A 25,267-nucleotide genomic window follows, 5' to 3' on the forward strand; every position below is an offset into this window, starting at 1 on the left:
CCCAAACAAACGCATGAGCATAGCCAAAAAACTGGTCGGTCAAACCGCTGCCTACGGACTGAGCAGTATTGTAGGCCGTGCGCTCAATTACCTCCTTGTACCGGTTTATACCCGTGTGTTCCTGCCCGAGGAGTATGGGGTGGTGTCGTACCTGTATGCCTTTGTGGCTTTCTTCAACATCGTGTATACCTACGGCATGGAGACGGCTTTTTTCCGCTTCGCCAATAAACCTGAGCAAGACCCGAAAGCAGTTTACAACAGGGTACTGAGCGCTATTCTGGTCAGCAGCACGATCTTTACAGGTATACTGCTCCTTTTTACGCAGCAAATCGCAGATTACATTGGCTACCCAGAGCAGCGGGAGTACATCGTTTGGCTGGCGCTGGTACTGGCGATCGATGCACTAGTGGCTATACCTTTCGCCTGGCTCCGGCATCAGAACAAAGCTATTAAGTTCGCTTCCATTAAACTGGCCAACATCCTGCTGACGGTGGGTGCCAATCTGTTTTTTCTGGTTCTGCTGCGGCACATCTACGAAGGACAATACCTCACGAGTCTTCAGCCGCTGGCTACATCCCTCTACAACCCTGACTTTGGAGTAGGCTACATCTTCCTGATCAACCTGGTGGCTAATGCCTTGCTTATACCGATGCTTTGGAAAGAGCTGCGCATCTTCCGCTTCAAACTGGATGTGGAGCAGCTTAAGCCTATGCTGCGCTACGCCTGGCCGCTCCTGTTTATGGGCCTGGCAGGTATGGTAAATGAGGTGATTGACCGTATTCTGCTGGAGCGCTACCTGCCCGAAGGCTTTTACCCGGGCACTAGCAACATGGCAGCCGTAGGTATATACAGTGCCTGCTATAAGCTGGCCATTTTCATGACGCTCACCATACAGGCTTTTCGCTATGCCGCTGAGCCATTCTTCTTCTCACAAGCTAAAGAAAAAGAATCGCCAAAGGCCTTTGCCCTGGTCATGAAATGGTTTGTAATCGCCTGCGCCTTCATCTACCTGTTCATCTCCACTAACCTCGAGGATTTTGCCCTGCTCATTGGCCCTGAATACCATGATGGTCTGATGGTGGTGCCGGTGCTCCTGCTGGCCAACCTGTTCCTGGGTATTTATTATAACCTGACTGTTTGGTTTAAGCTCACAGACAAAACACACTTTGGCACTTATATCAGCTTCGGTGGCGCCGCTATTACCATCGTTTTCAACCTGCTGCTTATACCTGTGCTGGGCTACATGGGCTCTGCTATTGCTACGCTCATCTGCTATGTGGGTATGGCACTGGCTACTTACCTGCTAGGCAACGTGCACTACCCGATCCCCTACCCTGTCAAGACCATTCTAGGGTACATCTTATTTGCCACGATACTTGTGCTGGCCGCCTTCCTGGTGCCTATCGATAACTTCTGGCTGCGCCATGGATACCACTTGTCACTTTCGGGCGTTTTCCTGGCGGTGGTCTGGTTCAGGGAGTGGGCCTACTTTCTAACTAAAAAATAATCTTTATCTTTAATAGATGAACACGACGAACTTACCGGTTAAAGTCATTAACCAATCCAAGCATGCGCTCCCTTCTTACCAGACGGAGCACTCAGCAGGTATGGACCTGCGCGCGAACTTAGAGGCGCCTGTTACGCTTAAGCCGCTACAGCGTGCCCTTATACCTACGGGCCTGTTTATTGAGCTGCCCGAAGGACACGAGGCGCAGATCAGGCCCCGTAGCGGACTTGCCTACAAACATGGCATCTCTATCGTGAACAGTCCCGGCACCATCGATGCAGACTATCGCGGCGAGATCAAGGTGCTGCTGGTTAATCTGTCGGATCAGGAATTTGTGGTAGAGGATGGCGAGCGTGTGGCCCAGATGGTCGTAGCGCGCTACGAGCGTGTGGCATGGGCGCAGGCTGAGGTGCTGACAGACACCGAGCGCGGTGCTGGCGGCTATGGCAGCACAGGCACGAAATAGTCTTTACACCCCAGGTATAGCCTGCCTTTACCCACTTTTTAAAGCAGGCTAAAACCAAACATTCAAAATACAGTATTAATCAAAACCAATAGTGGCCAGGCAACACGTCTGGCTACATTTTTCAATCCATAAACTAATAGCTATGAGGATTATTGTACCTATGGCAGGTATGGGCAAGCGTATGCGCCCACACACACTTACTGTTCCTAAACCCCTTATACCGATAGCAGGCAAGCCTATTGTGCAGCGCCTGGTAGAGGATATCGCCAAAGTTTGCCACGAGCCGATCGAGGAAGTGGCTTTCATCATTGGTCACTTTGGTGATGCCGTTGAGCGTGACCTGAAAGCTATCGCTGAATCGGTAGGCGCCAAGGGCAGCATTTATTACCAGGAAGAAGCCCTGGGTACAGCGCACGCCATCATGTGCGCGCAGGACTCGCTGGAGGGAAAGGTAGTAGTGGCATTTGCTGACACCCTGTTCAAAGCTGACTTCCAGCTTGACACAAACGCTGACGGCACCATTTGGGTGCAGCGCGTAGAGGACCCACGTCCTTACGGTGTGATCAAACTCAACGAAAATAACGAGATCACCGACTTTGTAGAAAAGCCACAGGAGTTTGTTTCTGACATGGCCATCATCGGTATCTATTACTTCAAAGACGGCGCTTACCTGCGCAACGAGCTGCAGTACCTGCTTGATAACGACATCAAGGACAAGGGAGAGTACCAGCTGACAAACGCGCTGGAGAACATGAAAAACAAAGGCACGAAATTTATTCCTGCCGTTATCTCAGAATGGCTCGATTGTGGCAATAAAAATGCAACAGTTTTCACGAATCAACGCTATTTAGAATATATCAAAGATGAGAAGGGTTTGGTAGCCGCGTCAGCTGATATCCAGAATTCCGTGATCATCCCACCCGTGTATATCGGAGAGAATGCCGTGATCCACAATTCAGTGGTAGGCCCGCACGTTTCTATTGGAGACAATACCAGCGTATTGGAGTCCATACTGAGCAATTCCATCGTTCAGAAGGAGTCAACCATCAAAAACGGGAACATAGCAAACTCAATGATAGGTAATTTTGTTTCCTATGAAGGACGCCAGTCAGACCTAAGTATTGGCGACTACAATACGCTTAAAGATTAGCATACCCATTTTATGACCCGATTCAGAAACATTGTGCTCGCTACTTGCTGCCTTGCACTGGTCGCGACCGGCGAAAGCCAGGCCCAGTCTAAGAAAAAAAAGAAGGGCAAGGAGAAGAGCGAAACAGCACAGGTAGCCATACCTGCGCCCCAGCCCGAACCCAGCGAGCAGGAAAAGCTGCTGAGCGAGGCATTGTTTCTGGAGGGTATGAAATATTTTATGCTGGAGGACTACAAGCAGGCACTTAGTCAGTTTCAGAAAGCATATGCCGTAACGCCAGGCAATGCGGCACTCAATTACAAGCTGGCCGAAACCTACATGCTGATGGAAAACCCGAAAGCGGGCGTTTCTTTTGCACAGGCAGCCATCGCCAGCGATAATCAAAATCCCTACTACTACCTGTTACTCGCTCAGCTTTATACCGAACAGAAGCAGTACACCGAGGCGGCTCAGGCTTACAATGATCTGCTGCGCAATGTGCCCGACCAGGAGCAGTACCTCTTCAGCTTAGCCGAGCTATACCTGGCTCAGTCTAAGTATGACGATGCGCTCAAGACCTATGACCGCATTGAGAAAAAGTACGGTGCACTGGAGCAGCTCTCCATGAACCGCCAGCAGATATACCTGCGCCAGAAAAATATCGGCAAGGCCTTGGCTGAAGGTGAAAAACTGATTGCGGCCAACCCGACCGAAATCCGGTACCTGCTGGCCCAGGCTGAGCTGTACAACGCCAGCAAAAAACCAGACATTGCGATTGAAACGCTCAACCGTGCCCTGCGCATTGAGCCGAATAACCCGTTTGCGCATCTGATGCTCTCGGACCTGCATCGCCAGAAAGGTGATTTGCAGGAGTCTGAAAACCAGGTGAAGATCGCATTCGCCAGCACCGACCTCGACATCGACACCAAAGTGCGCATCCTGGTTGACTTTATCAGGCAATTGCCTAACCCTGCAGTGGAAGGTATAGCCCTTGAGTTGGCTGACCTCACCATAGCATCTCATCCTGAGGAGGCCAAAGCTTATGCCGTTGCCGGTGACTTGCAAACGATCATTGGCAAAAAGGAGTCGGCCCGCGGCAATTACATTAAGGCTGTGAAGTTAGATGACTCTCACTTCAAAATCTGGCAGCAGATCGTGCTGTTGGATGCGGAGCTGGGCGAATCGGGAGAATTGGTGCAACACTCCGAACAGGCGCTGGAGCTATTCCCGAACCAGGCTGTGTTCTGGTTCTATAACGGTACCGGCCACCTGATCGAGAAAAACTTTGACCGTGCTGCCAAATCTCTGGAACATGGCAAGCGCCTTTCAGCGAGTGAGCCCGAGTTGGTGGCACAATTCAATGCCCAGCTAGGAGACGCTTACAACTCCATAAAAGAATATAAAAAGTCGGACGAGGCGTATGAGGCTGTTCTTTCGCACGATCCTGACAACGAGCATGTGCTTAACAACTACAGCTACTTTTTGTCGCTGCGTGGCGAGCAGCTGCCCAAAGCCAAAGCTATGGCCGGGCGACTGGTAGAGAAACATCCTGCCAACCCCACCTACCTGGATACCTACGCCTGGGTGCTGTACAAGATGGATGACTACGAAGGCGCTCTGAAATACCTGGAGCAGGCCATCGCCTATTCCGAGGACGCTACCATCGTGGAGCATTACGGTGATGTGCTATTCAAACTCGGCAAGCGTGACGAGGCTGTCAGGCAGTGGGAAAAAGCCAAGCTTAAGGGAGAAGCCTCCGCTTTCCTTGACAGAAAGATAAAAGAAAAGAAACTCTATGAATAAACAGCTTCTGCTATGCCTCTTGAGCATAGTCCTGTTTTCCGCCTGCAAAAAAGAAACGATCCCTTCTGCCGCAACCGCCGCCACTGAAACAGTTGGTAATGTCACCGTCCAAAATCTGGAATTCACTTACCTGAATGCCCGTGGCCAGCTTACCTTTGATGACAAAGGCCAGAGCACGTCCTCAGGCTATGCCCTGCGCATGCAGAAAGACAGCGTGATCTGGATCTCGGTGCTGCCGGGGCTAGGTATAGAAGCAGCCCGCATCAAGCTCACGCCAGACTCCGTGCATATGATGAACCGCATTCAGCGCGAGTACGCCGCCACTGACTATGCTTTCCTGAGCAAGCGGTTTAATGTAGCCCTTGACTTTCAGGTAGTACAGGCTATTTTGCTGGGCAACTACCAGGCTAACGGCTCCGAAAAAGCAATTAACCAGGGGCAGATGCAACATGTGCAGCAGCTGCGGCAGAACCTGCTCTTCGACTACTTCATCAGCTCCGAAAACCTGAAGCTGCAGCAGCTCAACGTAAAAGACCAGCTTTCCGGCAATAGCATTGTGGTACAGTATGAGGGCTTTCAGCCTTTGGGCAAAGTCCCTTTTGCGCACAACATGCTGGCCCAGATACTGCAGTCAGGCCAGATTTCTGATTTCAATCTGAACCACAGTAAAGTCACCGTTTCTGAAGATGTACTGGAGTTCCCCTTCAGCGTTCCTTCTGGTTACAAGCGCCTTTAGCCGAATAAAATCTTCGGGGTTCTGGTTCGAGCCATTTAGTTTTGCCATATTTGTAAGCTAAGTGTAGTATACCCCTATTTCTGATGAAGGCCCTTTACAAATCAGCCTTTTTTCTGATCGTTCTGCTGTTGCCGCTGATTACCCAAGCCCAGAAACAAAAATCGAAGGCGCAGCTCGAGAAAGAGAAAAAGGAAAACCTAAACCGTATCAAAGAAGCGAACCGCATTCTGCAGCAAACCAAAGTGCAGAAAGAAGCTTCTATTGGCCAGCTCAATGCCATTCAGGAAAAAATAACTGTTCAGAAAGGTGTTATCAGCACTATTTCACGCGAAATAAAGCTATTAGAGTCAGGCATGAAGGAAACAGAAGGCATTGTAGGTGAGCTGCAAGCCGACCTGGAAAGCCTGAAAGCTGAGTATGCCACCATGGTATACGCCGCCTCCAAAACCGCCAACAGCTACAACAAGCTCATGTTCGTTTTCGCAGCCGATTCATTCAACCAGATGGTGCGACGCCTGCGCTATCTGCAGCAGTACTCTGAGGCCCGCAAGAAACAGGTGGAGCAGATAAACAAGGTACAGGCCGCCCTCACCGGCCAGCTCCGTACGCTGGAATCGCAGCGGGAAGAAAAACGCAGTCTGCTTGACAAGCAGATGGTGGAGAACAAAAATCTACTATCGCTCCGCACCCAGCAGGATGGCATGATCCAAAAACTGAGCAAGCAGGAAGAGCAGCTTAAGAGAGAAGTGGCCCAGCGCCAGCAGGCAGTTAAAAAGCTCGATAACCTGATCGCCGATATTGTGAAGGAAGAAATGGCCCGTGCCGCCCGAGCTGCTCGTGAAGAAGGCCGCGCCACCAGCGGAAGCGCAAGCAAGATCACCCTCACCCCGGAGGCGGCCCTGATTTCATCATCTTTCGCTGGCAATAAGGGACGTCTTGCGTGGCCTGTGGATCGTGGCTTTATATCTCAGAAATTCGGTCGCCACAACCACCCGGTACTAAAAGGAGTGGTCACTCAAAACAATGGCATCGACATACAGACCAGCCAGGGAGAACCTGCGCGTGCAATCTTTGAGGGCAAGGTATTAACAGTCGCCAGTGTGCCGGGCATGAATAACATTGTGATGGTGCAGCATGGAGAGTACTTTGTGGTATACGCCAAGCTGCGTACGGTCAGTGTTAAAGAGGGACAGGATGTCAAGCCGAAAGATGTAATTGGCACAGTGTACACGGATGCCAACGGCACTACTGAACTTCAATTCCAGCTTTGGAAAAACAACACCAATCTAAACCCTGAAAGCTGGATCAGACCAAAGTAGACCTCATGTTATATCTGCCATAAAAAAAGCGCAGCGGATTACCATTTAAGGTGTCCACTGCGCTTTTTAGCTTCTAATTACTTTATAGGTTCACTTTCTATACCCCTATAAAGAAAAAACACCCTACAAAGCAGGGTGCCTTTCCAAGCTATGAAAACAAACTTAAAATTATATTCAGACACTTTCTCCCAGTATGGAAGGACGGTGTTAAATTTCTAGGATTAATTTACAACCTTTAAATTACACTTGCAAACAGAAGATTAAAAAAACTTAATATTTGTTTTCTTCTTAGATTGCGACTTCATTTCTACCCCGGTTGGGTGATTCAGTGCGATTCGGCTGCGTAAGGCATATTACAAGTAGCTTGCCAAAAATATCAAAAGAACCAACTGGCTGATTATCAGCCTTAAGTCATGTATCGCACAACCCAATTTTTCCCTCCAAAGGAAACCATTTTTCCATTTTGGGAAAAAGATATACCAAAATAGCTCAGAAACATGGCGTCTGCGGGAGAATCTGAAATTTATTTGCCAATCTATACGCCTTCGGCCAGCTGAAGTTGCAACCAACTTGCAAAGAGCCTGATAACATTATAATTGCCCCACAAGAATACAACTCCAGCGCGAAATTCAAGATATTGACATGCTGGTAAACTAATGTAGCCAAATGTGGGTTTAATTAAAATATAAGCTTTATTTTTGCAGCAATTCATCTTAAAATTTTAAGACTATGGTACTTACCAACACACTAGCATTTATCCAGAACATTGGGGGTGGTTCGTTAATCCTGATCCTTGTGGTGATTCTGCTTCTTTTTGGAGCAAAGCGCATTCCAGAGCTTGCAAGAGGTCTGGGCCGTGGTATCCGCGAGTTTAGAGATGCGACCAAAGAGATCAAAGACGATCTGGAAAACTCAACAAAGGATACTCCTGTAAAGTAATTTCCGGCATAACGCTTTATGATACTTAGTGCAATTCTCCTCTTCCTGGCAGACCTGGGAGGAGGAGAAATTCTTGTTGTACTAACCGCAGTACTTCTGCTTTTTGGCGCCGATAAACTTCCAGGCATGGCACGTTCTGCCGGCCGCGGTCTCCGTAGCTTTAACGATGCCAAAAACGAAATCCAGAACGAGCTCGAACGCTCCATCAAGGACATAAAAAAGCCTGAATAGTTTGAAACCATACCATTCACTACGTGACATTCGCAGCGATATTGCCAACGGGCAACTTTCGTGCAGACAGCTGGTAGAGCACTACCTTCATAACATTAAGCAGAAACCTGAGCTAAATGCTTTTCTGGAGATATTCGAGGACGAAGCATTTGCCCAGGCTGACGCCGTAGACAAGAAAATCGCTTCAGGCCATGCCGGCAAACTGGCAGGTATGGTAATCGGCCTAAAGGACGTGCTTGCTTACGAAGGTCACTCCCTGCAGGCATCCAGCCAGATTCTTGACGGCTTTAAGTCGCTTTACACAGCTACAGCCGTGCAGCGACTGCTTGCAGAAGATGCTATTATCATCGGTCGACAGAACTGTGACGAGTTCGCAATGGGTGCTTCTAACGAGAACTCTTCATTCGGACCTGCGCTTAATGCCGATGACACGACCCGCGTACCGGGCGGCTCGTCTGGTGGTTCGGCCGTAGCCGTGCAGGCAGACCTTTGCTTGGCTTCGATTGGATCTGACACGGGCGGTTCTGTGCGCCAGCCTGCTTCTTTTTGTGGTGTAGTTGGCTTAAAGCCTACCTACTCGCGCATTTCCCGCTATGGCCTGATCGCCTATGCCTCCTCGTTCGACCAGATTGGTATCATTTCAAAGAGTGTGGAAGACGCAGCACTGCTGCTGGAAGTAATGGCAGGCAGCGATGAGTATGACAGCACAGTAAGTCATCGCCCGGTACCTGCTTACAGTCAGATGCTGGAGTCAGATAAAAAGTACAAAATTGGTTATATCCGTGACTGCTTCGAGAGCGAAGGTCTGGACACCGAGGTAAAAGAAAGCATCCTGGGCGTGATAGATATGCTCAAAGACGCAGGTCACCAGGTTGAAGCCGTGGAATTCCCATACCTGGATTTCATGGTACCTACTTATTACATTCTCACCACAGCGGAGGCCAGCTCAAACCTGGGTCGCTTTGATGGCGTGAAGTATGGCTTCCGCAGCGAGAACGCAACCGATCTTACCTCCCTTTACAAAAAAACGCGTGCCGAAGGCTTCGGGCCGGAGGTACAGCGCCGCATCATGCTGGGCACCTTCGTGCTGAGTGCCGATTACTACGACGCCTATTATACCAAGGCACAGCGTGTGCGTCGTCTCATAAAAGAGAAGACGGACGAGTTGCTGCAAAATTATGATTTTCTTATATTGCCTACCGCTCCTACTACAGCCTTCAGGCTAGAGGAGAATACGGCGAATCCGTTGGCCATGTATTTGGCTGACATCTTTACGGTTCAGGCCTCGCTAGCTGGTGTTCCTGCCATTTCTATTCCGGTAGGTCGCGATGCCAATGGCCTTTCCATCGGGTTACAATTAATGACCCGCTCATTTGAGGAGCCGCAATTGCTGGCCTTCTCAAATTACATACTGGACAAGCTAACCGTTGAAGCATAAAATATAATGATGCAGTTTAGACTCTTTACAGTACTTGCAGCACTGGTTGGAAGTATATGGGCTTTCCATGCCCAGGCTTCTGGCTATACGATCAGGTTCGAAAGGCACACAGCAGAGGATTCTTTAAGAAAACTAAAAGCAGACACCACTTTCCTTTCAGAAGAGGAAATGGCCCTGCTCGTAGAGTACATCCCTTATGAGCCCGACGAGGTGATTCAGGACAGGCTGAGCTGTATTGAGGCTGACATACCATTGGTGTTCAACAAATTTGTGCGCAACCACATCGACTACTTCACTGTCCGTAACAGAAAGTATACGCGCACCATGATTTCCCGCGAAAATGTGTATTTCCCGATCTACGAGAAGTACCTGAAGAAGTACAACATGCCGCAGGACATCAAGTACCTTTCCATTGTAGAGTCTGGCCTGAACCCGAAAGCAGCCTCTTGGGCTGGTGCGGTTGGCCCCTGGCAATTTATCAAGTCAACTGGCAAAGAGTATGGCTTGAACCAGGATCAGTACATTGACGAGCGCATGGACATAGAGAAGTCCACAGATGCGGCGATGCGCTTTTTGAGCAGGCTCTATCGTACGTATGGCGATTGGGAACTAGCTATGGCTGCTTACAACTGTGGCCAGGGTAATGTAAACAAAGCGATCAGAAGAGCAGGCGGTGGCAAAAAGACGTTTTGGGAGATTTTCCCATACCTGCCAAAGGAAACACGAAGCTACGTGCCTTCCATGACTGCCGTGATCTACGCCATGAAGTATGCACCAGAGCATAATATCTTCTCTGATTCCATTCTTTATGCACCTGAATATGCCTATCTGGAAGTGAACCAGGCGCTGGACCTGAAAAAACTGGCTACCGAACTTCATGTAGACTCCATGGCTTTGGTGGCCTTAAATCCCGAGCTAAAGCAGACGACACTCCCCGCTACTATGCGCAATTACAAGCTGCGCATTCCGGCACAGGCGACCAAGTTGCTGGCTGCTGAGCAAAGTTGTATTTTGTTAGCTGCGGCTCCAACGCCTCCACCTGCCAAACATATTGCACCGCCAGCCGAGTCACCAGTTATGCTGGCTTCTAACTCTGCCCAGGAAGCTTCTAAAGATAGTTTGGTGCAGGCAACCTATGTTGTGCAGCGTGGCGACAACCTGTTCGGTATTGCCCGCAAGTATGGTGTCTCGATAGAGGACCTGAAAGAATGGAATAAGCTTGATGGTTCTTCTATCAGAGTACAGGACAAACTACTGGTATGGCAGCCCGCCCCGGAAGCAAGTCCGGCTTTGTTAGCATCTGCCGGAAACAATACCAACAAAGCAACCAGCGCACCAGCTAAAGCTAAGCCAGCTCAAAGTAAAACTCAACAAGAGCGCGTCTATCATGTGCAGCCAGGCGATACACTCTGGACTATTTCCCAACGTCACGAAGGGGTGACAGTCGAAAAAATAAAGAAGCTGAACAAACTAAAAAACAGCGCAATCAAACCTGGGCAACAGCTGATTCTAGGTTAAGCTGATAGGTATAAAACCAGCGAGACACTCTTCCAACTGAAGGGTGTTTCGTCGTTTATAGCCTGCTTGTATTATCAATTTATTGCAATACGTCACAGTTGCCAGCTTCAGATTATCAGCTGTCTGATAAAAAACACAATATTCTGATAGATGAAGGTTTTTCAGAACGTATCTTTGTCGATTACGGCTTTGATAAACCATAAAATCTTATCAAATTGGCTTTTAGCTTTCGCCTCATTGGCATAAGCTAAAAGTGCGAGGGAACATAACACGAGATAACACAACAACGCATACCATGATCAAAGTAAACAAAGAGGACGCACTTAACTACCACATGCAGGGCCAGCCCGGCAAAATAGAAGTAGTGCCGACTAAAATGCTGAGCACACAGCATGACCTGGCTCTGGCTTACTCTCCTGGAGTAGCTGAGCCCTGCAAAGAAATAGCCGCTGACAAAGAGAATGTTTATAAATATACCGCAAAAGGAAACCTGGTAGGGGTAATTTCAAACGGAACTGCAGTACTGGGCTTGGGAAATATTGGTCCTGACGCCTCTAAGCCAGTAATGGAAGGAAAAGGTGTATTGTTCAAAAAATTTGCAGGTATAGATGTATTCGACATTGAGATAGATTGCACCGACCCTGAGGAATTCATCCGAATCGTGAAATCGCTGGAGCCGACCTTCGGCGGCATTAACCTGGAGGATATCAAGGCTCCTGAAAGCTTCAAAATAGAGAACGCGCTGAAAGAGCAGATGAATATTCCGCTCATGCACGATGACCAGCATGGCACGGCCATCATTTCGGCTGCAGCTTTGCTGAACGCACTGGAGCTCGCTGGCAAAAGAATCGAAGAAGTACAGATCGTGATGAACGGGGCAGGTGCCGCCGCCATTGCCTGCGCCAAGCTTTATGTGGCTTTGGGCGCCAAACTTGACAACATCGTGATGTTTGACAAGGACGGTATCATCCGTCCGGAGCGTAACGACCTTGATATTTACCGTGCCCAGTTTGTAACGCTGCGCAAAATCAACACCCTGGCTGAGGCCATGAAAGGTGCTGACGTGTTCATCGGACTTTCGGCTGGTAACGTGCTGGATCCTGAGCTGGTGAAACTGATGGCGAACGATCCGATCATATTCGCGCTGGCTAACCCAGACCCGGAAATTCCTTACGCCGTGGCAATGGAAACCCGTGAGGATCTGATCATGGCAACAGGCCGTTCAGATCATCCGAACCAGGTAAACAACGTTCTTGGCTTCCCCTATATCTTTAGAGGAGCACTGGATGTGCGCGCCACTGAGATCAACGAAGCGATGAAACTAGCTGCTGTGCGCGCCTTGGCGGACCTCGCGAAAGAACCTGTTCCGGAGATGGTGCACAAGGCCTATGGTGACAACACCATTTCTTTTGGCCGCACTTACCTTATACCTAAGCCGCTCGACCCACGCCTGATCACCACGGTATCGCCGGCGGTGGCAAAGGCAGCCATTGAGAGTGGTGTCGCCAAGCACCCGATCACCAATTGGGAGGCTTACGAGACAGAACTGCAGGAGCGCATCGGCATCGACCAGAAGCTGATGACCCGTATTACCAACCAGGCCAAGAAGAACCCGAAAACGGTAGTATTTGCCGAGGCAGATCATTACAAGATCCTGAAAGCGGCTCAGATCGTAAAAGAGCAGCGCATTGCCAACCCGATCCTGCTGGGCAACAAAGCACGTATTGCCGCAATCATTGAGGAAACCAACCTGGACCTGCACGACTGCGTGATCATCGACCCATACGAAGAAGAGCAAAAGCGCGAAGAGTTTGCCCAACTCCTTTACGCAAAGCGCCAGCGCAAAGGCCTTACGCTGTTTGACAGCCGCCGCCAGATGCGCGACCGCAATTACTTCGGTGCCATGATGCTCGAAACCGGCGAAGCAGATGCACTTATCTCAGGTCTTACCCGCGACTATTCCAAAACCATTCTACCGTCCTTACAGATAATAGGGGTTGAAGAAGGTATAAACAAAGTGGCAGGTATGTACATCATCCTGAGCAAAAAAGAGCCTTATTTCTTTGCCGATACAACCGTAAACGTAAACCCGACTGCCGATGAACTGGTAGATATCATTGGCCTGACAGCCCGTGCTGTTCGTTTCTTTGACACAGAGCCTCGCATGGCCGTATTGTCGTACTCTAACTTTGGTTCGGTACAGGGTGACATACCTAACAAAGGAGCTGAGGCAGTGCGCAAAGCAAAGCAGCGCTACCCTGACCTGATGATAGATGGCGAGATGCAGGCGAATACGGCCATGAACCGACACCTGCTGAAGGAGCATTATCCATTCAGCGAACTAGCGGACAAAGGAGCGAACACACTTATTTTCCCGACGCTTACATCGGGCAACATTGCCTACAAACTGCTACAGGAAATAGGTGGTGCTGAGGCGATTGGCCCGGTATTGATGGGTATGCGCAAACCTGTGCATATTCTACAACTGGGCAGTTCTATCCGTGAAATCGTTAACATGGTGGCCATTGCTGTCGTAGATGCTCAAAACTATAATAATAAACATATATAGATGATTGCATACATTGATGGCAAGCTTGCCGTAAAAGATCCAACCTATGTCATTGTTGACGTCAATGGCATAGGCTATCAGATCAGGATCTCCCTCAGCACATATTCGTCGCTGCCAGAGGGAGAGCGCTGCAAGTTGCATACCTACCTGCACATCAAGGAGGATGCTCATACCTTATATGGCTTCACCACGGCCGCCGAGAAGGAAACCTTCCTGCACCTGATCTCCATATCAGGTGTAGGACCCAATACGGGGCTTATGATTTTGTCATCACTTTCGGTAGACGAGGTGCAGCAGGCTATAGTGCGGGAAGATGTTCGCACGATTCAGCATGTAAAGGGAATCGGGGCCAAAACTGCGCAGCGCATCATATTGGAATTAAAAGACAAAATAAAGAAAGAAACCATGTTGGCTGGTAGCACAGTAGTTCCGGTTTCTGCACACAATACGTCACGGGCAGAAGCGTTATCAGCATTAGTTACACTAGGCTTTGCCAAGAACGTGGCAGAGAAAACGCTCGATGCAATCATCAAGCGGGAGGACAGAAGCCTTAGCGTAGAGGAACTTATAAAATTTGCCTTAAAGTCTTCTTAATCGGTAGAGCCCAACTTGATCTGGAAAAGTAAAAAAAACAGCCTGCTGTTTGCTACGGTTGCTGCTATCACTATGCTGGCATGGTGGTCGCAGGCTGCAGCATTGCGTTCACACAGCAGGTTTCAAACCCTTATTTTTTCAGATTTTTTCCAACAGGATACCATTCCGCAGGACTCTGCCCGACTACAACCCTATATCCCAAGTCGCCGCCCGACTTTTACGCCGAGCGATCGGCTTGGGAATCCTTTTGGCACCCGGCCAAGCTCTTCGCCCCTGCTACTAGGTCAGCCGTCTAATATTGAGCTTGAGATACAGCTTGACGACAGCCTGCAGCAGTACAACATCAACGAGCGCATGGGTGAACTGGACTACCGCCTGCCATCTACCATGTCATGGGAGGAGTACTCACGCTACCAGCGCCAACAGGCTATACGCGATTACTGGCGCAGCAAGTCCGCTGGGTTGGATGGTGAAAGCGTAGTAAGCGGTCGCCGCCTGGTACCCAAGATCTACATCAGCCCGGTGTTTGACCGCGTGTTCGGAGGAAACTTTGTGGACATTCAGCCGAACGGTAATGTCAACCTGAAATTCGGAGCCCGCTTTAACCGCAACGAGAACCCGTCCATCCCCCTTCGACAGCAGCGCACCGGTGACTTTGATTTCGATCAGAACATCTCGCTCAATCTGGTGGGTAAGATCGGTGAGAAAATGCGCCTGAACTTTAACTGGGACAACAACGCCAACTTCGAGTTCGAGAACAACATGAAGCTGGACTATACCGGCTTTGAGGAGGAGATCATTCGCAAGATAGAGGCCGGTAACGTGAGCCTGCCGCTCAACAACTCCCTCATCACCGGCGCCCAGAACCTCTTCGGTGTGAAAACACAGCTTCAGTTCGGCCGGTTGGGCGTAACCACCATTGCCGCCAACGTGCGCGGACGTAACGACGAAGTGGTGATCCAGAACGGGGCACAGAACAAGCCATTCGAGATCAGGGCCGACAACTACGACCGTGACCGCCACTTCTTCCTGTCGCAATTCTTCAGGGGCCGCTACGACCGTACTTTGCAGAACCTGCCGTTGGTGAACTCCGGTATCGTGATTCGCCGATTGGAACTGTACGTGACCAACAACAACCGCGGCACTGAGAACCTGCGTAACATGGTGGCTTACATGGACCTCGGGGAGGCGGACCCATTCCGCAATCAGTTTGAGCGCAACCCACTGGCTCCGGCCGCTAACAATGCCAACGGACTTTATGGCCAGATCGCCAATAACCCCAGCGCCCGTAACAACGACCAGGTAGACGCATACCTGAGAAGCCTGGGTCTGCAGAAAGCCATCGACTTTGAACATGTGCGCGCCCGTCGTTTGGACCCGCGTGAGTATAAGTTCAACCCACAGCTGGGTTATATCTCGCTTACCACAGCCCTGCTACCTGACCAGGTACTAGGCGTAGCCTTTGAGTATACTTATAATGGCCAGACCTACAAGGTAGGTGAGCTGATGGAGGACTATCAGAACCTGCGTGACGACCAGGTTATCCACATGAAGTTGCTGAAGGCCACCAACCCGGCCCTGGAGTATCCGACCTGGGATCTGATGATGAAAAACGTCTACAGCCTGGATGCGACACAGGTGAACCGTCAGAACTTCCAACTTCAGATCGTATACAAAGACGACGAAACAGGCGTCGATATCACGAGCTTGAAAGAGCCGAGCCCAATCCAGAACATCCCGCTGATCGAGGTGCTCAACCTGGATAACGTGAATACGAACAATGACAAACCACGCGATGGCAACTTCGACTTCCTGGAAGGTATAACCATTGACCCCGAGACCGGGCGCATCATCTTCCCGGTGGTGGAGCCGTTTGGCTCATACCTGGCCAGCCAATTTGAAGGACGGCAGGATTTAATCGAACGCTACGTATTTCAGGAGCTCTACGAACAGACCCAGACCGATGCCCAACAGAACACACTGAAGGCAAAGTTCTTCCTCAAAGGTCGTTTCCAGGCTAGCTCCACAGACGAAATCATGCTGCCAGGTTTCCGTATCGCCGAGGGTTCGGTAGCGGTATACTCCGGTGGCACACGCCTGGAGGAAGGCACCGACTACCAGGTGTTCTATGACCTGGGCCGCATCAAGATCCTGAACCCAAGCTACATCGCTTCTGCCAGTGACCTGCGTGTGACCTATGAAAAAGCCGAACTGCTCAATATTCAGCCTCGCACCCTGCTCGGCGCCCGCTTTGACTACCGCTTGAACAATGACCTGAATCTGGGCGGTACCGTGCTCCACCTGAACGAACGGCCTTACATCAACCGCGTGAGTATCGGCGACGAGCCAACCAACAACACAATTTATGGTCTGGACGTGAATTTCAACCGAGAGTCGCGCTTCCTGACGAAGATGACGGATATGATTCCGTTCATCCAGACTAAAGTGCCGTCGAGCGTGACCTTCAGCGGTGAGTTTGCGCATCTGGTACCCTCACCGTCCAAGTCGCCGGTGAACGAAGACGGCACCTCATACCTGGATGACTTTGAAGGCGCCGAAACACCGTTTAGTCTGGGGGGCTTCAACAACACTACCTGGCGATTAGCTGCCACTCCTGCACCACTGGCGCAGGGGGATGGCCTGGAGCATGCCTACAATCGTGCCCGTGTGGCCTGGTATACTATCGACCAGATCTTCTACCGCGACAGCGAAGGCCTGCGCCCGAGCAATATCAACGACGAAGAACTCCGGAACCATTATGTGCGCCCTGTTCCCCGTTACGAAGTGTTCCCTGGCCGTGACCGTGAGATTGCCAACGCCTATGAGTATACCTTCGATATGGCTTACTACCCACGGGAGCGCGGGCAGTACAACTACAATCCCAACCTGGACGCACAGGGCAGACTGCAGGGCGACCCACGCAAGAACTGGGGCGGTATCAGCCGTGAGATTACCTTTGATACAGACTTTGACAACGCCAACGTGGAGTATGTGGAGTTCTGGCTCATGGATCCTTTCCTGACAGGACCGAACGGACGGAAAGATGCCAACGGCAACCCGATCGTAAGCAACGAAGGAGGCGAGCTTGTGCTTAACCTGGGCAATGTGTCGGAGGATATTCTGAAAGACAACCGCTACTCATTTGAGAACGGCCTGCCAACCTCCGCGAGTGATAACCAGAACTTACAGACTACCGAGTGGGGCCGCGTGACCACACAACAATTCCTGACCGATGCTTTCTCGGCTGTGCCAGGCGCACGTGCATTCCAGGATATAGGCCTCGATGGTTTAGGCGATAATGCAGAGCGTGAGTTTTTCCAGAATACCTTCCTGGGCCGAATACCTGGCGGAGCACCTCAAAATGTCCTCTCCGACCCGTCAGCTGATAACTTCCTGCACCACCTGGATGCGAGCTATGACCAGCAAAATGCCGGCATTCTGGAACGTTACAAGCGCTTCAACGGCATGGAGGGCAACTCACCGGAACAAAGCCGCTTCTCTAATTATGCTTTCCCGGACAAGGAAGACCTGAACCGCGACAACGTAATCAGTGACCTGGAGCAGTACTACGAGTATAAGATCCGACTACAGCCGGGTGACATGAGCGTAGGCCAGAACTACATCGTGGACAAGATCGTGGACACCAGAACCGGTGACAACGTAACCTGGTACCAGTTCCGCGTGCCGGTACGCCAGCCAACGGGCAATGTGGGCAACATCAATGGCTTCAAGTCGATCCGTTTCATGCGCATGTACATGACTGAGTTTGCCGACCCGGTGGTGCTGCGCTTTGTGCAGTTCCAGTTTGTGGCGAACCAGTGGCGTACTTTCCTGCAGCCGATCACCGACGGCAACCCTTGCCTGAACTGTACGGATGATGCCCGCTCGTTTACAGTTTCGACAGTGAACATAGAGGAAAACAGTGAGACCGGCAATGATGAAACGATCATTCCTTATGACATGCCACCAGGTATAGAGCGCCTGCGCGACTATGCCGCCACGAACAACCGTCGCCAGAATGAGCAGTCGCTTCAACTTTGCGTCGAGGACCTGAAAGACTCTTTCTCCAAGGCCGTGTATAAGAACCTGTCCATTGACATGCTGATCTACAAGCGCCTCAAGCTGTTCCTGCATGCCCAGACCCGCGACCCTAATACCCGCGACGATGATGTGCAGGCTTTCATTAGGATAGGCACGGACTATACCCAAAACTACTACGAATACGTGGTGCCGCTCAAACTTACACCACCGGGTACAAGAAGCCGCGAAGGCATCTGGCTTGCCGAGAACGAGATCGATGTTGCTATTGAAGATTTTGTAAATGCCAAGGTAGAGCGTAACAGAGCCGTTGGTGGCTGGGACAACCGCCGTCCATGGGAAGTAATGCTAGAGGGTGGCAAGATGATTCGTGTGGTGGGTAACCCGGATTTCAGTGAGGTGCAGAGTGTAATGATCGGTGTGCGCAACCCTACCGTGCCTGGCGAAGATGCGCGTCCGCAATCGGTTTGTATCTGGGTGAACGAGCTTCGTGTAACCGACTTCCGGAACAATTCGGGCTGGGCCGCCAATGCCCGTCTCAACACCAAACTGGCTGATTTTGCCAACATTACGGCCACAGGTAGCTACACCACCATCGGTTTCGGAGCGCTGCAGCAGAAGATCGCCCAGCGAGCCCGCGAAAACACCGCTATATTTGATGTGAGCGCCAACATTGTAGCCGATAAGTTCCTGCCTGAGAAGCTGGGTATAAAAGTGCCGGTATCGGTGCAGTATGGCACCATGAACAGCGCACCGCAATTTGACCCGCTCGACAAGGATGTGCCGCTGGAACAGTCGGTCACGCGATATGAGACTGATGAATCACAGCGGGAGTACAGGCGGGAAGTAAGCACAAGAGAAACCCGCAAGAGTGTGAGTTTGCTGAATGTGCGCAAGGAACGGACAAATCCGGAGGCCAAGGTGCGTCCGTATGACGTGGAAAACCTGTCTTTCTCCTACTCCTACGCCGAGCGCCTGTTTACCAACATCGAGACGGACCGCGACTTTACCCGCACCTATACCGGAGCGGTCGCCTATACCTATACCAACACGCCACGCAACTACGAGTTCTTCGCCCAAAGCGAGCGACTTAAGTCGCCGTACATGCGCCTGATCAAAGACCTGAACTTTACGCCGCTGCCGAGCCGCTTTGCCTTCCGCGCTGACCTCGACCGCAGGTATAACGAGACCTTCCTGCAGCGCCGCGATCCGGGTTCCGGCCTGATCACCTCCAGAGGTATAGAACCTGTGTTCCAGAAGTACTTCTTCTTCAACCGCATCTACGACCTGAAATGGGATATCAGCAAGAGCCTGTCACTGGACTACACCGCTACCAACCGTGCCGTGGTAGACGAACCGGACTACCGCATCAACCGCGATGTGGACTCACTGCGCTACAAGAACAAGGTGATCTGGGACAACCTGCGCAATTTTGGTCGTAATACAAACTTCAATCAGCTGGTAGCCGCCAACTACAAGGTGCCTTTCGAGAAATTTCCGCTCACCGACTGGCTGGGCGCTGAGACCCGCTATGCTGTTACGTACATCTGGACGGCAGGCTCCACGGCCCTGAACCAGGACGCGCCTTTCCGTTTGGGTAACACGGCAGAGAATAACACCGAGTTCAGCGTGAACGGTCGCTTTGATATGGTAAAGCTCTACAACAAGGTGAAATTTCTGAAAGACGTGAACAGCCCGACGCAACCGCAAGGCAGACCACCTGTGCCTGCACCGGGCGATACGGCTGTGAAGAAACAGTCGGAGATGAAGTTTGCCAAGGGGCTGGCCCGCTTCCTGATGATGACCCGCTCGGTGAACTTCACCTACCTGCAAAACCAGGGCACCATGATGCCGGGCTACCTGCCGCGCACCAAGATGCTTGGCTTTGACGATGGCTTTGACGCGCCCGGTCTGCCGTTCATCCTCGGCCGCCAGTACGACCTGGATGAGCTTTACAACCGTGCTTTTACAAACGGTTGGTATACCGATAGCAGCCAGTACCTGAACACACCGTTTAGCGGCATCAAGACAGAAACGCTCACGGCCAGAGCCAACATGGAGCCGTTCCGAAACTTTAACCTGCAGCTGGACGCACGCCGCAACATGTCCGAAATACAGGAGGTGTTCTACCGCAAGCAGTTTGATGACTTCGGCAACATTGGCACTGTGAACGAGCGTCAGAACCCGATCAACACCGGTTCGTTCAGCACCTCCTTCTTTGCGCTGGGCACCATGTTCGAATCTACTGCGGGAGGCACTTCGGCTGCTTTCGATAATTTCATCCGCAACCGTTACGAAATACGCGAGCGCCTCACCAATGCCAATGCGGCAGCCGGTGACTCAGGCTATACCCTGAACTCACAGGACGTGCTTCTGCAGTCGTTCCTGTACGCTTATCAGGGGCGTGATGCCAGTGGATTCCAGGCCAAAGGAGGCAACCCATTCAAGCGACTGCCTATACCTAACTGGCGTGTTGATTACAATGGTCTGTCGCAGCTTGCCTTCTTCAAGCGTTGGTTCAGCCAGGTCAACCTGACACACTCGTATAACTCCACCTACAACGTAACGAGCTTCACCACTTCACTGGCTTATGAAAACAGCCCGGGTGACTACCCAACACGCACCAACGAGTTTGGGCAGCTGATCCCGTACTACATCGTAAACCAGCTCACGGTGCAGGAACGTCTGGAGCTGCTGGGAGTGAACTTCCGCACCAACACCAACCTGACCGGCCGCATTGGGTACAGGATAGAGCGTAACCTGTCACTGAACCTTACCAATGCCCAGGTAACTGAGACCAACGTGAAGGACTATACTTTCGGCTTTGGGTATAGCACCACGAACTTCCGTATACCTTTCCGGATAGGCGGTGAGCGGCGCACCCTGGAAAACGAGCTAACCATGCGCATGGACATGTCAGTGCGTGACAACCAGACCGTACAACGGGCCATTGCGCAGGACGATCAGGGCAACGAGATCAGCCAGAACCAGATCACCAACGGTACCCGCCAGGTGCAGCTGCGGCCAACCGTGGATTATGTCCTGAGCCAGCGCGTGAACATACAGTTCTACCTGCTGCGCACCGTGTCCGACCCTAAAATTTCCACCTCGTTCCGTAACAGTGTGTCGGAAGGTGGAGTACAGCTACGTGTTAGTCTGCAATAATTTTTGGCATTGCGAAAAAGACCGTATTTTTGGACATCATTAACCCAAAGCGATAAAAATGAATTTACCTGACAACCTAAAGTATACCAAAGACCACGAGTGGGTACGCATAGAAGGTGACGTAGCTTATGTAGGCATCACCGATTTCGCACAAAGCGAACTGGGCGACATCGTGTATGTTGACATTGACACAGTGGACAAGGATATCAACCAGAACGACGTGTTTGGTACAGTAGAAGCTGTAAAAACAGTTTCTGACCTGTTCAGTCCACTGAGCGGCACGGTGCTGGAGTTCAACGAAAAGCTGGACGGCAGCCCTGAGTTGGTAAACTCTGATCCTTATGGCGACGGCTGGATCATCAAAATGTCTATTGACGACGCCAGCGAAGTGGAAGGCCTGTTGACGGTTGAAGGCTACCGCGAAGTAATCGGTCAGTAATCTTGAACGTATAGAAGCAGGTTTGATCCTAAGGTATAATTTCTTTACCATTATTTGGGCAGCAGTGATCATGGTTTTGACGCTGCTGCCCTCCTCTTCTATGCCTGCCCTCTCCATCTGGGAGATCTTTTCTTTTGATTCATTTGCACACGCCTTCATGTTTGCCGTGCTCACTTACCTGATGGTGGTGGGTCTGAAGAAGCAATTTACCTTTCCGCGTGTGCAGCACTACGCCATCCGTACAGCCTTTTTTGTGAGCTCCATGTTTGGTATCGGCATCGAGCTGCTGCAGCACTTCCTCATACCTGGCCGCCAGGGCGACATCATCGATGTGCTTAGTAACACCATCGGCTGTATACTTGGTATCCTGATCTTTAAGTGGATCTATAAAATGTAGCCCGGGTAGATAATCCCGACAGCAAAGCTTCTGTTCAAACACAGTTATAAGCTTGGTTTTCAATAGATCAAGCTTTATTAGCTATTGCCTATATGGCTGGTATTGATTAGCTTTAGTGCTATTCTACCAAGGTAGAAACTGAGTCTACCAAGGTAGAAACTGAGCTTAACTCTTACGTCTGCTCTATGCCGCCACGCTACAAACTTAAACACACATTCTGGTTAACTGTGCTTTGCCTGCTGGCGTTGCTCCCGCTCCACCTCCAGGCTCAACAGGCAGATTCATCATTTCCCAAACAGGCAGTCCGTAAGCTGGCACCTCACCTTCAACAGCTCTCCAGAGACCTCCCGGCTGCTTCTTATCGCATCAGAGTATCTAACAAAGAGCGTTTCTATACCTGGCTGCAGCAGCAACAACTTAACCCAACCGTATCCGAGCAAGGCGAACGTCCCAACACGTTACTGATCAGTGGCCTCAACCCAACTCAATTACTGCTGCTGGCTGACTCACCTGAAGTACTGTACATAGACAAGTCCAACCGCCAAGCCATAGAGGAACTGGAGCTGCGAGATGCTGACTTCGTGGTAAACAATGTGTATGCGGCTCAGGCCGAATTTCCTGAAATAGCTGGTCAGGGTATGGCGGTATCGGTAAAGGAATACGCCTTTGACCCTGACGATATTGATCTGCAGAGCCGAATCATTGATCCACAGTCAATGGAGGGCAACCGTAGTCCGCATGCGACGACCATGGCCACCCTGATAGCAGGCGCCGGCAACACGGGGCCCAATGGCAGGGGTGTGACGCAGCATGCCCTCATTGGGCACTCGAGCTTCGAGGAGCTGTTTCCTGACAAGAGTGACGCACTGCTGACTCAAGGTATAAGCGTGCAAAATCACTCCTATGGCGTGGGTGTGGAGAACTACTATGGCCTGGAGGCGCAGGCCTATGACCAGCAGAGCTACCAGCATCCCGAATTGCTTCACGTGTTTTCGTCAGGCAACAGTGGTGACAAATCCGAAACGAGCGGCACCTATGCCAACCTGCCAGGTATAGCCAACCTGACCGGGCAGTTCAAGACCTCCAAAAACACGCTGAGCGTGGGAGCGCTCGACCCGGATGGGCAGGTAGGTATGCTCAGCTCCAGAGGTCCTGCTTATGATGGCCGCATCAAACCTGAACTGGTAGCGCATGGCGCCGGAGGCACCTCACAGGCCGCCGCTGTAGTTTCAGGAATAGCCCTGCTGGTGCAGCAGTCCTATCAGGCACAGTATGGCAGCCTGCCACCAGCCTCACTGTTGAAAGCGGCTTTGATCAACAGCGCCGATGAAGTAGGCAACCCGGGGCCTGATTTTGTGTCAGGATTTGGCAATGCCGATGCGCTCGGGGCACTCCGAACCATACAAGCAAAGCAATTCAGGCTGGATGCTGTAGCAACAGGTCAATCCCGAAGCATTCAGTTGAAAGTCCCTACGGGAGTACGCCGCTTGAAGGCAACCTTGGTATGGCACGACCCTGAAGCGGAGCCCAATGCCGAACGGGCGCTCATAAATGATCTGGATCTGGTGCTGCGAAATACCTTTTCGGGCAAGATTTGGCGCCCCTGGGTGCTTAGCACTTACCCACACCCCGACTCGCTGCACCGACCAGCACGGCGAAGCATCGACCGCCTGAACAATGTTGAGCAAATCACACTGGACGCACCTGCAGCCGGCACCTATACCTTGCAAGTAACTGGCTACAATGTACCACAAGGGGCGCAGGAGTTCAGCCTGGTGTATGAATTGGAGCAGGGCATAGAATGGCTATACCCTGTGGCGGCCTCTACGGTGCAGGCGGGGCAGCCTAACCGCGTTGCCTGGCAGGCTGGCACCGTTACTGGTACAGCCACACTGCAGTACCGACTACAGGCTTCTGATACCTGGTATACCATAGCAGAGGGTGTAGACCTGAGGCAGGGCAGCTATACCTGGCAAACCCCGGACACAGCAGCAGTAGCACAACTCCGCATACTCACGAAAGGTATGGACTTGCAAACAGAAGCGTTCATCCTGGCACGACCTACGGACTTACGGATCGGATTTAACTGTGAAGAGCAGGTGATGCTGCACTGGAGCAAACAACCCAATGCCCAGGAGTATCAGCTATTCCAGTTAGGCGCTACTCACCTGGAGCCCCTCCTCAGGACAACTGACACACTCGCTATCATCGATCGAAGCGCATTGCAGGGTAGCTACCTGGCAGTAGCACCACTTATCCAGGGTACCCAGGCTACCTATGGCAGAAGCATCACTGCCGAGGCTGAGACATCCCCCTGCTACATCAGCAGCTTTCAGCCCAGCCAGTTAGTGACTCCTGATGTAGCACGGTTCTCGCTAAGTCTCAGCACCACGCACCAGTTGGGATTCCTGCGCCTGGAACGCTTGGAGAAGGATGGTTTTAAGACTGTGCATGCCGGCACGCCCTCAAGCAGCTTGCGCTACCAGTTCATAGATGAGAGCCCTATACCTGGCCGCAATATATACCGGGCAAGTGTCACCACAACCGATGGCAAAATGATTTATAGCCAGGATGAAACGGTAATTCATACTCCCAAAAACTTTGTGCAGGTATACCCTAATCCGGTAAGGGCGGGCGAGACTGTATTTGTAGCTGTGGAAAGCGAAACGGTAAAAGTTCAGGTCTTTGACCGCCTGGGCAGATTTGTACAGGAATCGCAGGAAACTGGGATGCTGAAAGAATTGCATACGAAAGGCCTTCCCCCCGGGCTCTACATCATCCGCCTTACCAATGAAAAAGGAGCTGTACTTTCAGGTAAAATGTTACTACAGTAAGTTCTGAAATTGCAGGGCTGACAGTCCCAACCAGATAAGTCACTGCATCAACCGAATCCCCAATCATTCTTATCAAACCGTATACCTACACCTCGGTGCTGTACTTGAGAATAGGTACAAAAAAAGCACAGCTCCCTGCCGGGAA

The 25,267-nt window shown here is 51.1% G+C and carries 16 protein-coding genes; all 16 read left to right on the forward strand.

The window, feature by feature from the left end:
• Positions 1–13: 13 nt before the first annotated feature.
• The 16 genes from BW972_RS16610 to BW972_RS16685 all read left to right on the forward strand — a co-directional run bounded on the left by BW972_RS16610 (position 14) and on the right by BW972_RS16685 (position 25,122).
• Entirely contained in the window at positions 14–1,507 is a 1,494-nt protein-coding gene (locus tag BW972_RS16610) for a lipopolysaccharide biosynthesis protein (protein WP_076422929.1), read from the forward strand.
• 16 nt (positions 1,508–1,523) lie between these two features.
• Positions 1,524–1,973, forward strand: coding sequence for a dUTP diphosphatase (dut, locus tag BW972_RS16615; protein WP_076422930.1), 450 nt, complete (start codon positions 1,524–1,526; stop codon positions 1,971–1,973).
• A 142-nt stretch (positions 1,974–2,115) separates the two neighbouring features.
• Positions 2,116–3,123 (forward strand): sugar phosphate nucleotidyltransferase, encoded by a 1,008-nt coding sequence (locus BW972_RS16620; RefSeq protein ID WP_076422931.1) that lies wholly within the window; start codon positions 2,116–2,118, stop codon positions 3,121–3,123.
• Between the two features lie 12 nt (positions 3,124–3,135).
• Positions 3,136–4,905 (forward strand): tetratricopeptide repeat protein, encoded by a 1,770-nt coding sequence (locus tag BW972_RS16625; RefSeq protein WP_234986425.1) that lies wholly within the window; start codon positions 3,136–3,138, stop codon positions 4,903–4,905.
• Positions 4,898–5,641 carry a lipoprotein insertase outer membrane protein LolB1 gene (locus tag BW972_RS16630; protein ID WP_076422932.1) on the forward strand — a complete coding sequence of 248 codons (744 nt, stop codon included), beginning with the start codon at positions 4,898–4,900 and terminating at the stop codon, positions 5,639–5,641. Before BW972_RS16625 ends, BW972_RS16630 begins: the two co-directional genes overlap by 8 nt.
• A gap of 83 nt (positions 5,642–5,724) precedes the next feature.
• A complete protein-coding gene (locus tag BW972_RS16635) occupies positions 5,725–6,960 on the forward strand; it encodes a murein hydrolase activator EnvC family protein (RefSeq protein ID WP_076422933.1) in 1,236 nt (411 codons plus the stop codon).
• 729 nt (positions 6,961–7,689) lie between these two features.
• Positions 7,690–7,899: a Sec-independent protein translocase subunit TatA/TatB gene (locus tag BW972_RS16640; RefSeq protein ID WP_007654419.1), complete on the forward strand. Its 210-nt coding sequence runs from the start codon at positions 7,690–7,692 to the stop codon at positions 7,897–7,899.
• 18 nt (positions 7,900–7,917) lie between these two features.
• Positions 7,918–8,130 carry a twin-arginine translocase TatA/TatE family subunit gene (locus BW972_RS16645; RefSeq protein ID WP_007654420.1) on the forward strand — a complete coding sequence of 71 codons (213 nt, stop codon included), beginning with the start codon at positions 7,918–7,920 and terminating at the stop codon, positions 8,128–8,130.
• A gap of 1 nt (position 8,131) precedes the next feature.
• Complete coding sequence (gene gatA / locus BW972_RS16650) at positions 8,132–9,568, forward strand: Asp-tRNA(Asn)/Glu-tRNA(Gln) amidotransferase subunit GatA (protein WP_076422934.1); 1,437 nt, start codon at positions 8,132–8,134, stop codon at positions 9,566–9,568.
• A gap of 6 nt (positions 9,569–9,574) precedes the next feature.
• Positions 9,575–11,086 (forward strand): lytic transglycosylase domain-containing protein, encoded by a 1,512-nt coding sequence (locus BW972_RS16655; RefSeq protein WP_076422935.1) that lies wholly within the window; start codon positions 9,575–9,577, stop codon positions 11,084–11,086.
• A gap of 295 nt (positions 11,087–11,381) precedes the next feature.
• Positions 11,382–13,655, forward strand: coding sequence for an NADP-dependent malic enzyme (locus tag BW972_RS16660; RefSeq protein ID WP_200805488.1), 2,274 nt, complete (start codon positions 11,382–11,384; stop codon positions 13,653–13,655).
• Complete coding sequence (gene ruvA / locus BW972_RS16665) at positions 13,656–14,249, forward strand: Holliday junction branch migration protein RuvA (RefSeq protein ID WP_076422936.1); 594 nt, start codon at positions 13,656–13,658, stop codon at positions 14,247–14,249. It abuts the gene before it with no gap.
• Positions 14,250–14,321: 72 nt separating this feature from the next.
• Positions 14,322–21,452, forward strand: a complete 7,131-nt coding sequence (gene sov / locus BW972_RS16670) for a T9SS outer membrane translocon Sov/SprA (RefSeq protein WP_076422981.1) — start codon at positions 14,322–14,324, stop codon at positions 21,450–21,452.
• Between the two features lie 58 nt (positions 21,453–21,510).
• On the forward strand, positions 21,511–21,891 hold the full coding sequence (gcvH, locus tag BW972_RS16675) for a glycine cleavage system protein GcvH (RefSeq protein WP_076422937.1): 381 nt from the start codon (positions 21,511–21,513) through the stop codon (positions 21,889–21,891).
• Positions 21,892–21,961: 70 nt separating this feature from the next.
• A complete protein-coding gene (locus tag BW972_RS16680; protein ID WP_234986426.1) occupies positions 21,962–22,288 on the forward strand; it encodes a VanZ family protein in 327 nt (108 codons plus the stop codon).
• A gap of 185 nt (positions 22,289–22,473) precedes the next feature.
• A complete protein-coding gene (locus BW972_RS16685; protein ID WP_076422939.1) occupies positions 22,474–25,122 on the forward strand; it encodes a S8 family serine peptidase in 2,649 nt (882 codons plus the stop codon).
• Positions 25,123–25,267 lie beyond the last annotated feature (145 nt).

This window comes from Pontibacter lucknowensis (assembly GCF_900156415.1).
GTDB classification, from domain to species: Bacteria; Bacteroidota; Bacteroidia; order Cytophagales; family Hymenobacteraceae; genus Pontibacter; species Pontibacter lucknowensis.